This window comes from Thermostichus sp. OS-CIW-20, assembly GCF_054061455.1.
Genome location: NZ_JBSSEF010000025.1, coordinates 14,925 through 31,362, shown reverse-complemented (window position 1 = coordinate 31,362; position 16,438 = coordinate 14,925). Strand labels below are relative to the sequence as shown.

Here is a 16,438-nt window from a genome sequence, read left to right as displayed (position 1 = left end):
GAAACCTTTTCTGGCCCAGGCTGCTGCCATTGTCTCGGCCCCCCTCGTGGAGAATGCAGCCGTACCTTCAAGCTAGCCTAGACTGCGCTCCAAGATGAGGAGCTGTTCTTTCAGGGCTCTCAGGGCCTGGCCGCGGTGGCCGACCGCTTCTTTTTGCGCCGGGCTCATCTCGGCGAAGGTCAGCCCCACTTCGGGCACCCAAAAGAGGGGGTCGTAGCCAAACCCTCCCTTGCCCCGCGGCTGAGCCAGGATCTCCCCGTGGCAGATGCCCTCCACCAAGGCCCGCACCTGGCCCTGGGGATCGACAAGGGCAATGGCGCAGTGAAAGCTGGCTTGGCGGTTGGGGATCCCTTCCATCTCCCGCAGCAGCCGCTGGATGCGGGCGGCATCGTCGGGGGCATAGCGAGCGGAGTGGATCCCGGGGGCGCCGCCAAGGGCTGCCACCGCCAGGCCGGAGTCATCAGCAATGGCCCACTCCCCCAGCGATTCTGCCACGGCCTTGGCCTTGAGAAGGGCATTTTCGGCAAAGGTGCTGCCGCTCTCTTCCACAGTCAGCTCGGCAGGCAGGGGGCGCAGCTCCCAGGCAGGGGCATGGAGCTGAAAAAAGGTGCTGAACTCCCGCCATTTGCCGGAGTTGCTGCTGGCCAAGATCAAGGGGCGTGCCATAAGGGTATCTTAGGGGAAACCAGCAGACAGTGGGGGGGCTGCCCAGGGGCTCAGGGGATTTCCAGAACCATGTTGTGCAGCGCCGTGTTGATCACCAGGGTGGATCCGCACCGCTCCACCTTGCCCCCGTCCCAGTGCATGTGGCCGCAGATGTAGTAGCGCGGCTGCAGGTGATCCACCAAGGGGCGCAAGGTGGGCATGCGGCGGTGGTACCATTTTCCGCCTTCGTCCAACAGGCCCCGCGGCGGCGCGTGGCTGAGCAACAGGTCAATGGGGCGAGGAGGTTGACCGTAGAGGGTGAGCAGCTCCTGCAGATGGCTGCGGGTGAGGGTCCAGCTCCAACCACAGGGGGGAGTCCAGGGCACCGCCAGCACTTGGAGCCCCAGCCACTCAAAGCAACAGGACTGGGTAATCGCCCGCCCCCAACTGCCAGCCAGCGGCTCCAGAACAGAGGCTGCCGGATCGTGGTTGCCGGGCAAAAAGAGCCAGGGCTTGCCCAGACTGTCCACCGCCGCCAGAAAAGATTGCAACTGGGCCACCTCGGCTTGGGCTGTGGGGTGAAAGCCTTGAGTGGCTTTGCAGGAGGGCTTGCCGGCCTTGGAACAGAAATCGCCGCAGTTGATGTAAGCATCCACTTGGGGCAGATGGTCAAGGGCCTGCCGGATCAGCCGGTCGTTGCCGTGGTAGTCGGAGCCGAGGAGCAGTTTAATTCCCATAGGCTGGCGGGAAGCGAGGGGTCTATTGCGGACGAGATCCCTGCAGCAGGGCAGCCACTTGTTGCCAAGAGCTGCGGTACCAGGCCCGCTGGGCCTCCAGCTCCTCTTCCAAAGATCCTGTCGGGCCAAACTCTGGACAGGCATACCCCAGGGAGCGCAGGCCGGCCACTAACAGCGCTGGCGACAGCCACCATTGCTGGGCCAAGCGTAACAGATCCACCTGGGCTTGGTTTTGCAGGTAGTGGCGCAATTGCCGTTGTAAGGCAGCGGCGGAGGGCAGAGGCACCGCCTGGTGGTGCAGGACAATCAGCAGCGCGTCGCCGGGAGTGCAGGAGAGCAACCACTTGAGGTGATCCAAAGAGGGAGGCCAACTCCACAGCCACAGTTGGTTGTAGCGATGGCCAGCTTGGGGGCGGTCGTAGTGGAGGGTCAGGGAGGGATGCTGCTTCGGTGGCAGGACAAACGTAGGGCGCCGGAAGCCGTAGAGGAGGATCGTTCCCCGCGCCTGGGGCAGGAGGGCAGAAAATCGAGATACAGCCTGCCAACGCAGCGGTTGGGTGGGCTGGGGGGCAGGGCGGTAGATCAGCAGGGGGGAGGGTGCTGCCTGGGCGCCAGCTTTGGCATCGGAGAGGGTGGGAGCGACGGCGGCGGGCGAAAGATCGGCAGAGCTGGCTTCTGCGGCAGGCCGGATCCCAAGAATCTCCAGCTCCAGTTGGGTTTCTTCCCCCCACCTTTTGGCCTTGAGGGTGTAGGCGATGTCAATCTGCGCCGGCAGGGGATAGGCGGCGGCCCCTCGCCACCAAATGGCCCACAGGGGACGGCTGCGGGCTTTGGCTGGGGCAGCAAGTGAGGATCCTGCCCCGTCTAGGCCCCGGCTGACGGGATCCCGGAGCAGCAGCTTCAGGTGGCCGGGGGTATCCTCCCCCCTTTGGGCAGGCTGTGGGCAAAATCGCTGCTGTTGCAACACCTGCAGGTTGCGGCTGCAAAAGACCGGCTCCGGATTGCCGATGCCACAGGGCTGCAACCGCTGCAGCTCGCGGTAGAGGTCGAAGGTGAGATCCGCCAGTGCCACCTCCGCGTCGATCTGCACCAGGGGACGGATTTGTTCCGGCTGCAACCGCTGTTGGGCAAATTGCCGAAGCCGCTCTTCCAAAAGAGGCCAGTTTTCCGCCCTCAGGCTAAATCCCCCCGCCGCCGGGTGGCCGCCGTGTTTGCTGAACAAATCTTTGCAAAACTCCAACGCCTGAAACACGTCGAACTCCGGGATCCCCTGCCGCGCCGAGCCGGTAATCTCCCCCTGGGGCGACTGGCTGCCGATAAACACCGGACAGCCAAAACGCTCCGCCAGCCGCGAGGCCACCAGGCCAATTACCCCTTTGTGCCAGCGCTGCTGCGGGGATCCCAAAATCGTCAACACTCGCTCTTGCTGCAGATCCCGCCCTTGCCGGGCGATTTGCTCCAGGGCCTCCGCCTCGATGCGCCCACACATCTGCTGCCGCACCTGGTTGAGGCGTTCGCAGCGGCGGGCCAGTTTTTCTGCCTGCTGCGGATCGTCGGTGGTCAGCAGTTGAATCCCCATTGCCGGTCGGCCAATTCGCCCAATGGCGTTGATGCGCGGCCCCAGGCCAAACCCTACCCACTCTGGCCGCAGCTCCTCTGGGGATCCCGTCATTCCCATCACCGCCAAGAGGGCGCGGATCCCGGCCACCTGGGAAGTCGGCAAGAGAGCCAGCCCCTGCCGCACCCAAAGGCGGTTAACTCCCGTCAGCGGCGCCAAATCGGCAATGGTGCCCACCGTAAACAGTTCCAGCGCCACCCGCTCCAAATGTTCGTCCCCGCGGCGCTCTGCCAAGGCCTGGGCCAGGAGGTAGGCCACCCCCACCCCGGCCATCCCCCGATAGGGAGAAGAGAGGGGGAGCTGTTTGGGATTGAGGATGGCGTCGGCAGGGGGCAACTGGGGGGGCAAGTCGTGGTGATCCGTCACGATCACCGTCAAGCCCAGCTCTTTGGCCAGTTGGATGGGCGCATGGGCGGCAATGCCGTTGTCCACGGTGAGGATGAGGCGTACCCCCTCGCGGTGCAGCTCCTGCACCATGCGGTTGTTGAGGCCATAGCCCTCCCTGAGGCGGCTGGGGATGCGGTAATACACTGGAGCGCCCCGCAGCGCCCGCAGCAGCAGAGCCGTGCTGGTCATGCCGTCGGCATCGTAATCGCCGCAGATGGCAATGGGCTCTTGTCGGCGAATCGCCCCCTCCAGCAATTCCACCGCCAGCGGCAAATCGGCAAAATCTTGGCTGGGCGGGGGCAGGTGGACGGGATCCGGCTGCAAATACTGCTGCACGGCAGCAGGGCTGGAGAGGCCGCGATTGAGCAAGATCTGAGCCAAGACGGGCGAGACCCCCACCGCCTCAGCCAAGCTCTGGGCAGCCAGTGGGTTCACAGGCTGAAACAGCCAGCGTTGGTCAGGGATCCCGGCCATGGCCATCGGTCTTCAGATAGCGGGTAGCAGTGCTACAGTTGGCCTATGAGCTATCTTTTGACCCTAACCCAAAAACGCCTCTCTGCTCCTCAGTCCGCTGCCCATGTATTCTCTGCTGCTTACCTATGGCCTCAACCCCTTGGCGGGACTGAAGCTGTTGGTCAAATCTCCTGAGCAGGCCTCTCTGTGGACGTTGGCCCAACAGCTCTGGAGCCGCCCCGGATCCCGGCGACGCGGGCCGCGCCTCCAAATCTCTCTGGGCCGCCTCGTGCCCGAACAGACCGAGCGACTGTCTAAATTGGAGGTGCTGCTGCGCTTGCGGTTTTTCATCGCCATCGAAGCCGCAACGCCGGAGCAGTCTCTGCCAGCCCTCCCCTCCGGCCAGGGATCCGCCATCCAGCTTGCCCGCTACACGGAGGGCTCACAGCAGTACAAGACGGAGATCATCCGCTTTGCTCTGGGGGGATCCCCGGCCCTCCGCCGACCGAGTCGCCAGCGCTATCGTCGCCGTCGCTTCTGAAGACCGCAGGTGACAGGGGTTGTCAAACCCTCCTCGGCCAGCGGCGTGTCTATACTAGAGGTACACTAAATCTGGGCTTCTCCCGTGAACGCTGGGCTGCGTAACCGCCGCAGATGGATTGCTCGCCTGTGGCTTGCCTCAGGGGGGACGACTTGTACAGGCCTCCTTCCATGCGTCCCTTGGCTGCGACCGGCGATGGCGACGGCGCTCGTGGCCGGATCTCTGGCAGCTTTTGCCCTCGCCCTGCCTGCTGCTCTGGCGCTGACGCGTTACCAAGTTCACGTGTTGGCCGATGGGGCAGCCGAGCTGGCCAAGGTGCGCGCCCAGGTGCCGGACGCCTATTTCGTGCAAGGGGATGGACAAGTGTTCATCTTAGCGGGGACGTTCATCAACCGCAACCACGCCCAACGCCGCCAAGCGGAATTGGAACGGCTGGGGTTGCCGGTGCGGGTGGTGAGCCGCCAAGAGACGGATCCGCCCCTGCCGCCCGCTTTTCCCGCTCCCTCCCCCAGTCCTGCCCCGCCAGCGCCAACGGCTCCCCCCTTCGATCCGCAGCGGCCCTTTGCCACCCAAGTGCCCAACCCTACTGGGGATCCCCGGCTGGAAGAGCGGGTGCGCCGCTTCTTTCCAGGGGCTGCTGTGGTGCAATACCGCGGCCAGGCGGCTTTGCAGACGGGCACCTTCTCCCGCCTGTCGCTGGCGCAGGATCAGGCCCGCTGGCTGACCGCCCAGGGCCTGCCGGCGGTGGCGGTGTCGTTGGCAGGAGAGGAAGCTGTGGGGGATCCCGACTCCAACCCACCTCAGGGGGAGCGCTACTGGGTGTTGGTGGCCGATCCCAGCGGTGAAAAATGGCCTGCACTCCAACAACTGCTAGAGGGATCCCTGCCCTTGATCTACGACGACCTGCGGGTGGTGCGCACCGGCGGGTTTGCCGACCCCGCTGCTGCCGCCGAACAGGTGCGGTACTTGGCCGACCAAGGCTACGAAGCCGGGATCTTCCCCGCCGATCTGCGCCGCTCTCGACCGCTTCTGGTTCAGGATCCCACCCCCTCTGCCGCATCCCTGCGCGCAGAAGGCACGGGCGGATTTTGGGTGGTGGTATCCGCCGGGGCAGAGGCGCTGCCCAAGCTCCAGCAGTTTGCCCCTGACGCTTTTGTGCGCGGCTCAGTGATTCAGGTGGGCACCTACCGGCAACGGGCCAATGCCGAACAGGCGCGGCGTGCTCTGGCTGAAGCAGGGTTTGACGCCCGCATCCTGCCCGTCGAGTAGCGGCAGCCGGATTCAGCCCCTCTCCCTCAGGGATTCCCTCACCCCCAGCCCCTCTCCCTCAGGGAGAGGGGAGATTAGGAACCGTTTCGCGGCTGTTGGGAATAGCTCCATCGGGCTGCTTGGGCCTCGCTGCCCTTTGCACCACTGGTTGGAATCGCCAGGGATCCTTCTTCCAGTGAGATCGCCGCCAGCGTGAGGCGCAAGGTTTCCGCCTGCAATTGGGCTGGGCTGGCCAAGGGATAGGCCAACTGTTGCACCAGTTGGGGGCGATCCCCGCCGCCAAGATCTAGGCCGGGATCCAACCAATCCAACTGCCGCTCGCGGGCTTGCTTTTCCTCGACGCCGCCGAGGCCGAGCCAACGCCGAAAGCTGGGCCAAAGGTGCTGAGGCAAGGGTCGCACCCGCCCCGGCACGGCTCTGTCAAAACAAATGAGAAAATCCGCCTTCCAGCCGTTGCAGGCTGGACAAAGAGGCTGCAGGTTGGCAGCCGTGTTGGGCCCCCCACGGCTAAGGGGGATGATGTGATCCTGGACAGGGGCGGATCCCACCTCCGGCCAGGGCTTGCCACAGCAAGGGCAGCAGGGGTACCAACGCAACAGTTGCCAGAACTCGGCGGCGGCCACCTGGCCCGTCAGGTCGTAGCTGCCCCGTTTTTCCCTGGCGCGGGCAGCCTTCTGTTTCTGGCGTTCTCGGCTGGCACAGGTGGGGCAGGGATCCGGCCGAAACAGGAAACTATCTCCGCACTCTGGGCAACGATAGGGACTCGACATCTGGACTTGAGGCTCTAACCGGGCTAGAGGGCTTGCTTGGCCTGTTGCAGCGTCTGCTCAAACACCTCCAAAGGCTGCGCCCCCGAAAAAGAAAGGCCGTTCAAGATGAAATGAGGGGTGCCGCCGATGCCCAGTTGAGAGGCCAGATCCATATCTCGCTGAATGGCGCGCTCCGCCGCCCGGCTGCGCCGATCCCGATTGAATTTCTCCACATTTAGGCCCAACTTCTCGGCGGTAGCTACATAAAATTCATCCCCAAGCTGGGATTGGTTGGCAAACAGCTCGTCGTGGAACTCCCAGAACTTGCCCTGACGGTGGGCAGCCCAGGCCGCGCGAGCCGCCGCCATCGCCTCGGGGTGGATGCTGGTCAAGGGCAGGTGCTTGTACACCAAGGTCACCTCATTCCCGTGCTCGGCCATGAACTGTTTGAGGGTGTCGTGGGCGCGGGCGCAGAAGGGACATTGAAAATCGGAAAACTCCACCAACACCAACCGCAAAGCGTCGGATCCCAGTTGAGGAGAGTCTCCGATGACGGCACGCGGGTTCTCCCGCAACTGCCGGCCAAATTCTTCCGCCAACTTCTGCTGTTGTTGCTGCTGCTCTTGGTACTGCCGCTGCTGGTACTCCTGCACCGCCTCCAGGATCACCTGGGGGTGCTTGCGAATGATCTGCAGCACCTGCTCCTCCAAATCGGCTGGAGCTGCGAGGGCAACTTGGACAACGCTGCTCATCCCCAGCCAAACCAGCAGCGCGCCGAGGAACCCAGCTTTGGCCAAGCACTGTCCCCACGCGCGAAAAACCCTTGCCAGACTATCCATCCCAAAACCCCCTCTCGAGTATGCCCAGAGCTGTACAGCTCAACCAGGCTAACGCCAGATGGCGGCGATGTCCACCACGCTTTTGGGGGGATCAGGAGTTGGTCGCTTGGAGAAGCTGCTCCTTAATCCGCTGCAACTGACTGGCCCAACGGGGATCCGGCTCAAAGGCCCCTTCAGTCTCGGCAACGACATTGCCTCCACTCCCTTTGTTGCCCCGCTGGCGTTGCTTTTTGCTGGGAGCGGACTTTTCCCCAGACTCTTTGGAGCCTTTGGAAGAACCTCGGGGCTCAGGATCCCCGGGCGCCCTAGAATCCTTGCCAGCATCTTTGGCAGACTCCTTAGCTGGGGAGCTGGAGGCTGCTGCCCTGGCTTCGGCGTCTTCCCGTTTCTCCCGCCGCTGGGCAATCTCGATGCGCAGGTTGACATCGCCAAAGCTGTGGCCGTTGAACTTTTCGATGTACTGCTGCGCCTGCTCTTCGGTGCTCACGGTTACAAACCCGAAGCCGCGACATTTGCCTGTCCGCCGATCCCGAATCACCTTGGTGGAAATGACCTCACCTGCAGAGCTAAAGAGCTTCTCCAATGCCTGACGATCTACCTCTTCCGGCAGATTTCCGACATACAGACGAACGGGCATGATGCAGCGAAGCTCCTATCGAAATAACAAAAGGCAGCCAAAAAGCAAGGTGCTAGGTCAAAGGCGCTCAAGCCGACAGCAAATTTCAAAACCCAGTAGCCTTCGGTGGTCTATTGTTGCACCACAGCGGGGCACAAAGCACAACCTTTGCAAATCACAAGGCTATCTTCTAATTTACCTTAACTTGGAGCCACCCAGACGAGCAGAACGGTTTCCGTCATGGATTGCTTTGTACAGTCGGCCGCTGCAGCAGGCCCTGATCCCTAAGACAAACCGGTGGTGTTCAGGCGATCTCGATGTTGAAAAGGTCGGGCCTGGGGGCCTGTATAGTCGGATACAAGATGGCCTCGCCCTCGCAGTTGGTAGCGGTAGGTCACCAAGCCCTCCAAACCCACCGGGCCGCGCGGCGGCAGCTTTTGGGTGCTGATGCCCACTTCTGCCCCCAAGCCGTAGCGAAAGCCATCGGCAAAGCGGGTGGAGGCATTGTGAAAGACCCCTGCTGCGTCCACTTCGTCGAGGAAGCGCTGGGCAGCGGCGGCATCTTCGGTCACGATGGCCTCGGTATGGCGGGATCCGTACCGCTCGATGTGGGCAATGGCTTCGTCGAGAGAATCCACCATTTTGATGGCCAGAATCAGGTCGGCGTACTCCGTGCGCCAGTCGGCCTCGCTGGCCGGGATCAGATCGGGCACCAGTTGGCGGCAGCGGGGATCCCCGCGCAACTCCACCCCCTTCTCGCGCAGCGCCTGCACGGCCAGGGGCAAAAACCGGGGGGCGATCTCTGCGTGCACCAGCAGGGTTTCGATGGCGTTGCAGGCGGCGGGGTACTGGGTTTTGCTGTCCAGGGTTAGCCTCACCGCCATGTCCACATCGGCAGCCCGATCTACGTACAAGTGGCAGAGGCCATCGGCATGGCCCAGCACCGGGATGCGGGTATTTTCCATGATGTAGCGGACAAAGCTGCTGGAGCCGCGGGGGATGATGAGATCCACCAGCCCTTCCAGTTGCAGCAGGGCCTTGACCTCGGCACGGCTGGTGAGCAACTGCAAAGATCCCTGGGGAAACTCGGGGATCTGCTGCAGCCCCGCCTGGATGGCCGCCATCAATGCCTGGCAGGAGCAGAGCGCCTCCGAGCCACCCTTGAGCAGGACGCTGTTGCCGGTTTTCACCGCCAGGGCGGCAATTTGCACCAGAGCATCGGGCCGCGACTCGAAGATCACCCCCAGCACTCCCAGAGGGTAGGTGCGCCGCTCCAGCACCAGCCCCTCATCCAGTTCCCAGATCAGCAAGGCCTGCCCCACCGGATCCGGCAGCCGCAGCACCTGCCGCACCCCGGCCACCGCGTCGGCCAATTTCTGGGCGTCCAACTTCAAGCGGGCGTAGGCCGAGGCGGACAGCTCACCGGCCTTGACCTGCTCCGCTGCCTGCTCCAAATCCGCCTGGTTGGCTGCCAAGATGGCCTCTTGGTGTTCCAGCAAAGCGGTGGCCATGGCCTCTAGGGCGGCATTTTTAATGGCAGTGGGCAAGGTAGCCGTGCGTCGAGCGGCAGCGCGAGCCAACTGCACCTGGGCCAGCAGGGGCGAGTCAGCAGCAGCTTCCGGCAGGCTGGGAGAGTCGGTTACAAGAGACATGGACTCCAGAAGAAAAAGCGCCTTTGCAAATGTGATCGCGAGAGCACCTTTGCAGGGATCCCTGTGCTACGTTGGGCACAGTTGGGCTGTACCATTTGCAGCCTACCAAACTTTGGATACCACCGGCTGGGGCAGGCAGCACTGCTTTGTCCCTGAGATAAAGTTGGGGCAGGGAAGAGCCTCTGGGCGAAACCCCCAAAAGCTGGAGATTAACCTCGACTTTTAGACCTTGTCTTCCAGGAGAGCCAATGAGAAAGCGTGGGTTTGTGGTGAGTGCAACGGCTGCAGTGGTCACAGCCGTGTCGCTTGTCGGGGTGCAGCTATCCATGCCGGGTTGGGCAGGGTTTCGCCGGGATCCCAAGGAAGTGGTGGACGAAGTTTGGCAGATTGTTAATCGCGAATACGTCGACCCTTCCTTCAACTCCGTCGACTGGGAGGCGGTGCGGCGGGATCTGCTCAGCCGAGAATATGCCACCCGAGAAGATGCCTATGCAGCCATTCGCGAAGCCCTGAAGAAACTGAACGATCCCTACACCCGCTTCTTGGATCCCGACCAGTTCGCCAGCATGCAAATTGACACATCCGGTGAGCTGACCGGGGTGGGGATCACGCTGGGCATGGATCAAGAGACCAACGAGCTGGTGGTGATCTCCCCCATCGAAGGATCCCCCGCCGACCGGGCCGGGATCAAGTCCAAAGATGTAATCGTGCGCATCGACGACAAATCCACCGAAGGGATGGACACCAACACCGCCGTCAGCCTCATTCGCGGCGAGCCGGGCACACGGGTGCGGCTGACCATCCGCCGCGAGGGGGAAGGGCTGAAGGTGTTCGACCTGGTGCGGGAGAGAATTGAGCTGGCCACCGTGCGCTATGCGGTTCACCAGGAAAATGGCCTGCCCATTGGCTACATCCGCATCACCCAGTTTTCCGGCAATGCCGCCGACAAGGTGCGCCAGGCCATTCGCGAGCTGGAGAAACAAGGGGTGGCCGCCTATGTGCTGGATCTGAGGGCCAATCCGGGGGGGCTGCTCTACTCCAGCGCCGAGATCGCCCGCATGTGGATCGACCGGGGCAGCATTGTCTCGACGGTGAACCGGCAAGGGGAGCAGGATCGCCTCACGGCCAACAACAGCGCCCTCACCGACAAGCCTTTGGCTGTCTTGGTGGATGGAGGATCCGCCAGCGCCAGCGAGATCTTGTCGGGGGCTTTGCAGGATAACCGGCGCGCCGTGATCGTGGGCACGCAAACCTTTGGCAAGGGCCTAGTGCAGTCGGTGCATCCCCTCTCCGATGGGTCGGGCCTGGCGGTGACCATCGCCCGCTATCGCACCCCCAAAGGCACCGATATCGATCACAAAGGCATCACCCCTGACATTGTCGTGGAACTGTCCGAAGAAGATCTCAATCGCCTCAGCCGGGATCGCGAGTTGGTGGCGACTCCCGCCGACCCGCAATATGCCGCCGCTATCCAGGCCCTCCAGGCGCAGATCTCGGCCCGCCAGCAACAGGCCAAGGAGCCAATGCGTTCCTCTTCCCTCTAGCCAGCGTTGGGGCCCAGGCTGCGAGACCTTGCTGAGTAGCGGCCTTGCGCTGGCGAGCAGGCAGCAGCGCGGGCCGGAAGTTGTTTGCGGAGGCGGTGAAGCGCGATGGCGGGGTTGCAAGCTGTAGGATCCATCAACTTAGCCGGGCGGGATCTGCTCAAACTCAGCGACCTGAGCCCGGCGGAGCTAGCGGCCTTGCTGGTCCAAGCGGCGCAACTGAAGCGGGATCCCTATCGGGTGGATCTGCGCGGCCGGGTGCTGGGGCTGTTGTTTCAGAAGGCTTCTACCCGCACCCGCGTCAGCTTTACCGCTGCCATGGCCCAGTGCGGGGGCAGCACCCTAGATTTGGTGCCGACGGCGATGCAGATGAGCCGCGGCGAGCCTCTGCAGGATACGGCCCGCGTTCTCTCCCGCTACCTGGACGCCATTGCCATTCGCACCTACAACCAGCGGGAGCTGGAAATCTTTGCCGAATATGCCGAGATCCCCGTGATCAACGCCCTCACGGATCAGTTTCACCCCTGCCAAGTTTTGGCCGATCTGCTCACCATCCAGGAGAACTTCGGCCAACTGGCGGGCCTGACCTTGGCCTATTGCGGCGACGGCAATAATGTTGCCCATTCCCTGCTGCTGGGCTGTGCCATGAGCGGGATCCACATCCGCGTCGCCACCCCCCCCGGCTACGAGCCAGATGCGGCAGTAGTAGCAGAAGCGCAAGCCTTGGCCCAGGGATCGCAGGTGTGGGTGTTGCGGGATCCCTACGAAGCGGTCGCGGGAGCCCAGGTGGTCTATACCGACGTGTGGGCCAGCATGGGCCAAGAAGACCAGGCCGAGGCGCGCAAAGCCGACTTCCTGCCCTACCAGGTCAATGCTAAGCTGCTGAAACAGGCGGCTCGCGAGGCCATTGTGCTCCACTGCCTGCCCGCGCACCGGGAAGAGGAGATCACCGCCGAGGTCTTGGAGGGATCCCAGTCCCGGGTGTGGGATCAAGCAGAAAATCGCCTCCACGTGCAAAAAGCGCTCCTGATCCAACTGCTGGGGGCAGGGTGATGGCCCTCACCCCCGGCCCCAGAGGGGAGCCTGTCAACGGTTATTGGCAGGGCGGCGGGCAGCGATGGCCAGGCTGACGTTGGGCAGTCGCTGCAGGGTATCCATCACCTCCACCACCTTGCCGTGGGAGAGAGCCAAATCGGCGTTGATCACCACCAGGCGGCGCCCTTCAGCCGGCTTCTCGGCCAGGACGCGTTCCACCTCTGGGATCAGGGCGGCAAGATTGGCAATCGCCTTGCGGTTGACGGCAATTTGGCCTTCAGCGGTGATGCTCACCGTAACGTCTGGCTGGCGGCGGGCTTCGGCTGTGGAGGCCTCTGGCAAATTGACATCGAGGGCCTCCGAGCGGGTAAGCACCAGGCTGGCGATGACGAAAAACACCAAGATCGAGAAGATGACATCGATCAGGGGCACGATGTTGATCTCGCCGGATCGAAAGTTTTCTTCGGGGATGCGCATAGGCTAGGAGGGCTCAAGGGGGGAGTAGGGAGGAAGAGTGGAGCTGCCGCTGGGGCTGGGCTTGGCGTAAGAATACTGGGAAAGCTGTTGGGCTTGCATCTCTTGCCGCTGGCGATGCAGCAACTCCAGCTCGCCGCCGTACTCCTGGATCTTGGAGAGCTGCCGCAGGTACAGAGAGCGGAAGACGTTGGAGATTAGCAAGGTGGGAATGGCCACGATCAGCCCAAAAGCGGTCGAGTAGAGAGCTTCGGCGATCCCCTGCCCTACCCCTTGCGTATCGGTGCCGCCGATATCCCCCAGTTGGATGGAGCTGAGGATCTGGATGATGCCGGTAACGGTGCCCAGCAGGCCCAGGAAGGGGGCAACGGTAATGACGGTGTCGAAGACCGTATTGAAGCGCTTCAGCAGGGGCACCTCTGCCGCCAAGGCTGTCTCCAGGGCCAGCTTAAAATCTTCGGGGCTGGCTTCGTTCAGCTCCAGGCCGGCCAAAAAGATGCGGGCAATGGGGAGATCCGCATTTTGCTCCAGCAGGTACTGGGCAGCGCGTGGGTTGCGGCGGTACTGGCTCAGGGCTTGCCGCACCACCTCCTCCTGCCGGTGGGTGACTTTCCACCAAAACAAGGCCCGCTCGATGCAACAGGCCACCGAGAAGACTGAGAACGTCAACAGGGGGATGGAATAGTACCAACCCTGGATCAGGAGCTGCAAGACTCTATCCATACGATCCTAGTTACCCCCTTCTAGCGGCAATTCACGCTCATCTTGTCATAGCACTTTCTCGGCAGGGCTGGGATCCCTTTTGAGTGGCTGGAATTGCACCTTCTGGCATCCTGGATCATCCCACGTGAACCCCAGCCACCTCTCCGACCTCTCAGTAGTGGCAACAACCTCCTATCCCCCTCCCGGCAGGGGCGCTATGCTGGGGCGTGGGATCTCCACCTGTTGGGATCTCCTAGGCAACTCTGCTCTCTTGAGATCGCTAACAACCGATGTCTGCTCAGCCCTTCCCACCTTTGGCTCTCCTAAGTGTCTCCGATAAGACCGGCCTGATCCCGCTGGCCCAGGCCCTCGTGCAGGAGCACGGCTTTCAGCTGCTCAGCAGCGGAGGCACAGCCAAGGCGCTGTCAGAAGCTGGGATCCCGGTCACCCCTGTTTCGGAGCATACCGGCGCGCCGGAGATCTTGGGGGGACGGGTAAAAACGCTGCACCCCCGCATTCACGGGGGCATTCTGGCCCGCCTGGAGCGCCGCGAAGACCGGGCGGATCTGGAGGCGCTGGGGATCCCGCCCATCCAGTTGGTGGTGGTCAATTTCTATCCTTTCGAGCAGACGGTGGCCCGGGCAGGGGTGTCGCTGGAGGAGGCTTTTGAACAGATCGACATCGGCGGGCCGACGCTGGCGCGGGCGGCAGCCAAGAATTATCCCCACGTTACCGTGCTCACCGATCCCAGCCAGTACCCTCAGTATTTGCAATTGCTCTCTAGCCCCTCCAGCGAGGCGGAGCGGCTGGCCTTTCGCTTCCAGTGTGCCCGCCGCGCCTTCGAGCAGGTACTGGCCTACGACCGCGCCATTGTCGACTACCTAACTCGCTCAGAGCTGTCCCGCCCCTCTCAAGCTCCAGCTCCTGCAACCGCTGCCGAGCAGGTTTTTCAACTGCAAGGGATCCCTTGGCAACGCCTGCGCTACGGGGAAAATCCCCACCAAGCCGCCACCTGGTATGTGGTGGATGCGGCTGCTCCCGGCTGGCATCGGGCCAAACAGTTGCAGGGGAAGGAGCTCAGCTACAACAACCTGCTGGATCTAGAGGCGGCCCGCGCCCTGGCGGCAGAACTGAGCCTAGGGCTGGCCAACGGCCCTAGGCCAGCGGTGGCGGTGATTGTCAAGCACAACAACCCCTGTGGGGTAGCCGTTCGCCCAACTCTGGCTGCCGCTTTTGAGGCGGCTTTGGCCGCCGATCCCGTTTCCGCCTTCGGGGGCATTGTCGCCCTCAACCAAACCTTGGATGGGGAGGCTGCCCGGCGGCTGGCGGAGCCCTTTTTGGAATGCGTGGTTGTCCCGGACTGCACCCCCGAGGCGGCTGAGCAACTGGCAGCCAAAAAGAACTTGCGGCTTTTGGTTCTGCCGGACTTTGCGGTTGGGCCGGCCCAAACCATTCGCACCCTGGCTGGGGGCTTCCTGGTGCAGGAGGCTGACTTGGCCCAGGGATCCGACCGCCGCCCGTCCTGGCGGGTGGTGAGCGAGCGCCAGCCGACACCGGAAGAGTGGGCGGATCTGGAGTTTGCCTGGACGGTCTGCAAACACGTGAAATCCAACGCCATCGTCGTTGCCCGGCAGGGGCAGACCCTCGGCATTGGCGCAGGCCAGATGAACCGGGTAGGCGCCGTCGAGCTTGCCCTTCGCCAGGCCGGCTCGCAGGCAGCAGGAGCGGTTTTGGCCAGCGACGGCTTTTTCCCCTTTGCCGACAGTGTGGAGGCGGCAGCCCGTGCTGGGATCCGCGCCATCATCCAGCCGGGAGGCAGTCTCCGCGATGCCGATTCCATTGCTGCTGCCAATGCTGCTGGGATCGCCATGGTCTGCACTGGCATCCGTCACTTTTTGCACTAGGGCAGACCCCAGGCTCTGGCCCGCTCCGCCAGCCAGCCCTCAGCGCGCAGGTTCTCCAGCTCGCGGCGCACCCGCAGCCGCAATTCAGCATGCTCCAGCCCCTTGGGCAGGGCAATGCCCAGCCCCACCGCCGCCAACGGGGATCCCAAAAACTGAAACTGGGGGTGCTCCGCCAGCCACCCTGCCAGCACCGAGCGATCCGCTGCCCAGGCCTGCACCGCTCCCTTTAGGAGCAATTCCGCCCCTTCCCGGTAGGAATCCACCGCCACCAACTCAACCCCTGGGAGGTAGCGCTGGAGGTAAGGAATAGCAGCCGATCCGCGCAGGACGGCAATCCGCGCGCCGCCCACATCCGACCACCTTTCCCAGTTGTGGGAACGGGCCACAACCAAGCTGGGGCCATCCTGATAGTAGGGCGAGGTAAACTCCACTTGTCGCGCCCGATCCGGCGTAATGCCAAGCTGGGCAATAGCCAGATCTACCTCCCCAGCGGCCACTGCCTGCAGCCGCTTCACGTTGGCTACCGGCACCAGCTCCACCGCCTCCGCGGATCCCAAGAGCCGGGATCCCAGCTCGCGGGCCAGCTCGATCTCAAACCCCTGCAGCTTGCCCATGGGATCGCGAAAGCCCAACGGCCTCAGGTTGTCTTTGACCGCAATTCGCACCTGACCCGAACGCACAATCTCTGGCCAGGGGCGGGCAGCCGCAGGGATCCCCCTCCCCAAGCAAGCCAAGGCCAGGCCGGCTGCCATGCAAGACCTCTGGATTGCTGCGGCCAACGGAGACCGAGACCCCATCTCTTTAGGAGGCGCGGGCCTGGCGAGCTGCTTCCACCACTTGGGTAAAGGCTTCTGGATCCAGGAAGGCCAAGCGGGCCAGCATTTTGCGGTTCAGTTGGATATTGCCTTTTTTGAGGCCGTCGATGAACTCGCTGTAGCGCAGGCCCTGGGCGCGGGTGGCCGCGTTGATGCGGGCAATCCACAGGCGGCGAAAATCCCGCTTCTTGCGCCGGCGATCCCGGTAGGCGCTGCGCAGAGCCTTCATCACCTGCTGGTTGGCAGTGCGGAACAGCTTGGAGCCGGCTCCTCGAAAGCCTTTGGCTAGCTTGAGGATCTTCTTACGACGCTTGCGGGCAACATTGCCGCGTTTGACTCTCATGGCAGTAACCCAATACAGACGGATATAGAAGTTGGCGAGCCCCCGGCAAACCTTGAGACTTCAACCCGTCCCCAACGTGCCGAGGCGTCGGGGAAGCGGCGCGTAGCGCGAACAGGAC

Annotated in this window: 16 protein-coding genes; 5 read left to right on the top strand and 11 right to left on the bottom strand. The window is 63.1% G+C overall.

The genetic code is table 11. From position 1 onward, the window contains the following. Positions 1-72 precede the first annotated feature (72 nt). The 3 genes from rdgB to recJ are packed head-to-tail and all read right to left on the bottom strand — an operon-like array spanning position 73 to position 3,867. A complete protein-coding gene (gene rdgB / locus ACVWXC_RS09520; RefSeq protein WP_011431600.1) occupies positions 73-666 on the bottom strand; it encodes an RdgB/HAM1 family non-canonical purine NTP pyrophosphatase in 594 nt (197 codons plus the stop codon). 50 nt (positions 667-716) lie between these two features. Next, positions 717-1,382, bottom strand: coding sequence for a metallophosphoesterase family protein (locus ACVWXC_RS09515; protein WP_011431599.1), 666 nt, complete (start codon positions 1,380-1,382; stop codon positions 717-719). Between the two features lie 22 nt (positions 1,383-1,404). Continuing rightward, positions 1,405-3,867: a single-stranded-DNA-specific exonuclease RecJ gene (recJ, locus tag ACVWXC_RS09510; protein WP_457392306.1), complete on the bottom strand. Its 2,463-nt coding sequence runs from the start codon at positions 3,865-3,867 to the stop codon at positions 1,405-1,407. A gap of 97 nt (positions 3,868-3,964) precedes the next feature. On the opposite strand from recJ, the gene ACVWXC_RS09505 reads away from it, so the two are divergent. Further along, positions 3,965-4,381 carry a hypothetical protein gene (locus tag ACVWXC_RS09505; RefSeq protein WP_011431597.1) on the top strand — a complete coding sequence of 139 codons (417 nt, stop codon included), beginning with the start codon at positions 3,965-3,967 and terminating at the stop codon, positions 4,379-4,381. A gap of 195 nt (positions 4,382-4,576) precedes the next feature. Further along, on the top strand, positions 4,577-5,650 hold the full coding sequence (locus ACVWXC_RS09500) for an SPOR domain-containing protein (protein WP_187147160.1): 1,074 nt from the start codon (positions 4,577-4,579) through the stop codon (positions 5,648-5,650). Between the two features lie 74 nt (positions 5,651-5,724). Here ACVWXC_RS09500 and ACVWXC_RS09495 read toward each other — a convergent pair whose 3' ends face one another. From ACVWXC_RS09495 to ACVWXC_RS09480, 4 genes are all read right to left on the bottom strand, one after another. After that, positions 5,725-6,420, bottom strand: a complete 696-nt coding sequence (locus tag ACVWXC_RS09495) for an HNH endonuclease (RefSeq protein WP_099884437.1) — start codon at positions 6,418-6,420, stop codon at positions 5,725-5,727. A 23-nt stretch (positions 6,421-6,443) separates the two neighbouring features. After that, on the bottom strand, positions 6,444-7,238 hold the full coding sequence (locus tag ACVWXC_RS09490) for a DsbA family protein (protein ID WP_011431594.1): 795 nt from the start codon (positions 7,236-7,238) through the stop codon (positions 6,444-6,446). Between the two features lie 91 nt (positions 7,239-7,329). After that, positions 7,330-7,875 carry an RNA recognition motif domain-containing protein gene (locus ACVWXC_RS09485; RefSeq protein WP_011431593.1) on the bottom strand — a complete coding sequence of 182 codons (546 nt, stop codon included), beginning with the start codon at positions 7,873-7,875 and terminating at the stop codon, positions 7,330-7,332. Positions 7,876-8,138: 263 nt separating this feature from the next. After that, positions 8,139-9,506 (bottom strand): glutamate-5-semialdehyde dehydrogenase, encoded by a 1,368-nt coding sequence (locus tag ACVWXC_RS09480; protein WP_457392312.1) that lies wholly within the window; start codon positions 9,504-9,506, stop codon positions 8,139-8,141. Between the two features lie 248 nt (positions 9,507-9,754). Between ACVWXC_RS09480 and ctpC the strand changes: the two genes are divergently transcribed. Together ctpC and argF are read left to right on the top strand one after the other, a co-directional pair. Continuing rightward, positions 9,755-11,050, top strand: coding sequence for a carboxyl-terminal processing protease CtpC (gene ctpC / locus ACVWXC_RS09475; protein WP_011431590.1), 1,296 nt, complete (start codon positions 9,755-9,757; stop codon positions 11,048-11,050). Positions 11,051-11,182: 132 nt separating this feature from the next. Continuing rightward, positions 11,183-12,100 (top strand): ornithine carbamoyltransferase, encoded by a 918-nt coding sequence (gene argF / locus ACVWXC_RS09470; RefSeq protein WP_187147178.1) that lies wholly within the window; start codon positions 11,183-11,185, stop codon positions 12,098-12,100. Between the two features lie 33 nt (positions 12,101-12,133). Here argF and ACVWXC_RS09465 read toward each other — a convergent pair whose 3' ends face one another. Together ACVWXC_RS09465 and ACVWXC_RS09460 are read right to left on the bottom strand one after the other, a co-directional pair. Beyond that, the gene (locus ACVWXC_RS09465) at positions 12,134-12,559 is read right to left on the bottom strand and encodes an ExbD/TolR family protein (protein ID WP_011431588.1); all 426 of its coding nucleotides are present in this window, start codon (positions 12,557-12,559) and stop codon (positions 12,134-12,136) included. 3 nt (positions 12,560-12,562) lie between these two features. Continuing rightward, complete coding sequence (locus tag ACVWXC_RS09460) at positions 12,563-13,279, bottom strand: MotA/TolQ/ExbB proton channel family protein (protein WP_011431587.1); 717 nt, start codon at positions 13,277-13,279, stop codon at positions 12,563-12,565. Between the two features lie 269 nt (positions 13,280-13,548). On the opposite strand from ACVWXC_RS09460, the gene purH reads away from it, so the two are divergent. Next, the gene (gene purH / locus ACVWXC_RS09455) at positions 13,549-15,162 is read left to right on the top strand and encodes a bifunctional phosphoribosylaminoimidazolecarboxamide formyltransferase/IMP cyclohydrolase (protein ID WP_457392317.1); all 1,614 of its coding nucleotides are present in this window, start codon (positions 13,549-13,551) and stop codon (positions 15,160-15,162) included. Here the strand turns inward: purH and ACVWXC_RS09450 are convergent. Continuing rightward, a complete protein-coding gene (locus ACVWXC_RS09450) occupies positions 15,159-15,914 on the bottom strand; it encodes a transporter substrate-binding domain-containing protein (protein ID WP_071813541.1) in 756 nt (251 codons plus the stop codon). The genes purH and ACVWXC_RS09450 overlap by 4 nt on opposite strands. A gap of 49 nt (positions 15,915-15,963) precedes the next feature. Continuing rightward, a complete protein-coding gene (rplT, locus tag ACVWXC_RS09445) occupies positions 15,964-16,320 on the bottom strand; it encodes a 50S ribosomal protein L20 (RefSeq protein WP_011431584.1) in 357 nt (118 codons plus the stop codon). Positions 16,321-16,438 lie beyond the last annotated feature (118 nt).

Bases quoted from the DNA above. Each gene is read 5' to 3' on its own strand.
- rdgB (WP_011431600.1), bottom strand. From the start codon at position 666: ATGGCACGCCCCTTGATCTTGGCCAGCAGCAACTCCGGCAAATGGCGG.
- ACVWXC_RS09515 (WP_011431599.1), bottom strand. From the start codon at position 1,382: ATGGGAATTAAACTGCTCCTCGGCTCCGACTACCACGGCAACGACCGG.
- recJ (WP_457392306.1), bottom strand. From the start codon at position 3,867: ATGGCCATGGCCGGGATCCCTGACCAACGCTGGCTGTTTCAGCCTGTG.
- ACVWXC_RS09505 (WP_011431597.1), top strand. From the start codon at position 3,965: ATGTATTCTCTGCTGCTTACCTATGGCCTCAACCCCTTGGCGGGACTG.
- ACVWXC_RS09500 (WP_187147160.1), top strand. From the start codon at position 4,577: ATGGCGACGGCGCTCGTGGCCGGATCTCTGGCAGCTTTTGCCCTCGCC.
- ACVWXC_RS09495 (WP_099884437.1), bottom strand. From the start codon at position 6,420: ATGTCGAGTCCCTATCGTTGCCCAGAGTGCGGAGATAGTTTCCTGTTT.
- ACVWXC_RS09490 (WP_011431594.1), bottom strand. From the start codon at position 7,238: ATGGATAGTCTGGCAAGGGTTTTTCGCGCGTGGGGACAGTGCTTGGCC.
- ACVWXC_RS09485 (WP_011431593.1), bottom strand. From the start codon at position 7,875: ATGCCCGTTCGTCTGTATGTCGGAAATCTGCCGGAAGAGGTAGATCGT.
- ACVWXC_RS09480 (WP_457392312.1), bottom strand. From the start codon at position 9,506: ATGTCTCTTGTAACCGACTCTCCCAGCCTGCCGGAAGCTGCTGCTGAC.
- ctpC (WP_011431590.1), top strand. From the start codon at position 9,755: ATGAGAAAGCGTGGGTTTGTGGTGAGTGCAACGGCTGCAGTGGTCACA.
- ACVWXC_RS09465 (WP_011431588.1), bottom strand. From the start codon at position 12,559: ATGCGCATCCCCGAAGAAAACTTTCGATCCGGCGAGATCAACATCGTG.
- ACVWXC_RS09460 (WP_011431587.1), bottom strand. From the start codon at position 13,279: ATGGATAGAGTCTTGCAGCTCCTGATCCAGGGTTGGTACTATTCCATC.
- purH (WP_457392317.1), top strand. From the start codon at position 13,549: ATGTCTGCTCAGCCCTTCCCACCTTTGGCTCTCCTAAGTGTCTCCGAT.
- ACVWXC_RS09450 (WP_071813541.1), bottom strand. From the start codon at position 15,914: ATGGCAGCCGGCCTGGCCTTGGCTTGCTTGGGGAGGGGGATCCCTGCG.
- rplT (WP_011431584.1), bottom strand. From the start codon at position 16,320: ATGAGAGTCAAACGCGGCAATGTTGCCCGCAAGCGTCGTAAGAAGATC.